This window comes from Arsenophonus nasoniae DSM 15247, from assembly GCF_000429565.1.
Lineage (GTDB): Bacteria > Pseudomonadota > Gammaproteobacteria > Enterobacterales > Enterobacteriaceae > Arsenophonus > Arsenophonus nasoniae.
The window spans coordinates 1-1,126 of the sequence record NZ_AUCC01000282.1 but is presented as its reverse complement, the minus strand read 5'-3'; the positions used below and the strand labels follow the sequence as shown (position 1 = coordinate 1,126).

Genomic DNA, 1,126 nt, shown 5'->3' with positions numbered 1-1,126 from the left:
TTCCCTTGTGTGTAGTAACCTTTTCCCTTGTGCGTGGTAACCTTTTCCCTTGTGTGTAGTAACCTTTTCCCTTGTGCGTGGTAACCTTTTAATAATTAAGTTATTGATTATATTATTTTTTATTTTTATAGCATCAATTGACTTATATTTAGACCCTTATGCCGCTCTAAGTCTTTTGAAGTTAAAATAAGTTAAAAAAAAGTCTTTTAAGGTAAAGTGCTTGTGGATAACTTTTCTTCTGACAAAAAGCCTGAACCGAAAAGTATGTTACTACTGAGTGACCGTATTTCTCTTTTGCAATTGTGATATTCCGCTTCCTCGTCTGCTCACTCGCTACGCTCGGTCACAGACTTGCGTCGAGCGGTGGGATTTTAATTAAAAAGATTTTTTGAGTTAATTAACCCTTAAACATTGCACTATTGAGTTGCTACAGCTAGCATCACTAGGATATAAAATATCTACTAACTCAGGCACAACATGAACAAAACCGAACTCATCAATCAAATTGCTGACAAAACCAGCTTAACCAAAAAAGATTCAGAGAAAGCGGTTAATGCTTTCATCGAAACGGTGACAGAGGCTTTGAAAGCGGGAAATGATGTACAGCTTATTGGCTTTGGCAGCTTTCAGGTGAAGCCCCGAGCAGCTAGAGATGGACGCAATCCAAAAACGGGTGAACCACTTAAAATTGCTGCTGCAAACGTACCGAGTTTTAAAGCGGGTCAAAGACTCAAAGAGGCGGTTAAGTAACATATGATTTGCGATGTAAAATTAAGTCGTATTTTACTTTCAATTCTTATTAGCATAACTGGAACATCCTGTGCTCCATATGACTATGCTAAAACACCTCCAAAAAGAATTGGACAAGTAACACCGATATATACTACCGACGATAAAGGCAATCTAAAAAGAGATATACACTCAGAACACATTAGATATTTGAGCTGTGCTGCCAACGATGGAAGCATGGATTGCGGAAGAGAGATAGGTTGGTAGTTAAAACTGCCAAAGTTTTCAAAAAGGCGGTCAAGTGACCTACGACGCAAAGTCAATTCGCATTCTACGTGAAGACGAAATCAAACAGTTTGACTGGCATTGGGCTGAGGAATTAGCCCACGAACACATT

The 1,126-nt window shown here is 38.7% G+C and carries 1 protein-coding gene; it reads left to right on the top strand.

Annotated elements, in window-relative coordinates; all coding sequences use genetic code 11:
* Positions 1-477: 477 nt before the first annotated feature.
* Positions 478-750, top strand: coding sequence for an HU family DNA-binding protein (locus G468_RS0118425; protein WP_026824201.1), 273 nt, complete (start codon positions 478-480; stop codon positions 748-750).
* Positions 751-1,126 lie beyond the last annotated feature (376 nt).

Excerpts from the sequence above, each read along its gene's own strand:
- G468_RS0118425 (WP_026824201.1), top strand. The coding sequence starts at position 478 with ATGAACAAAACCGAACTCATCAATCAAATTGCTGACAAAACCAGCTTA.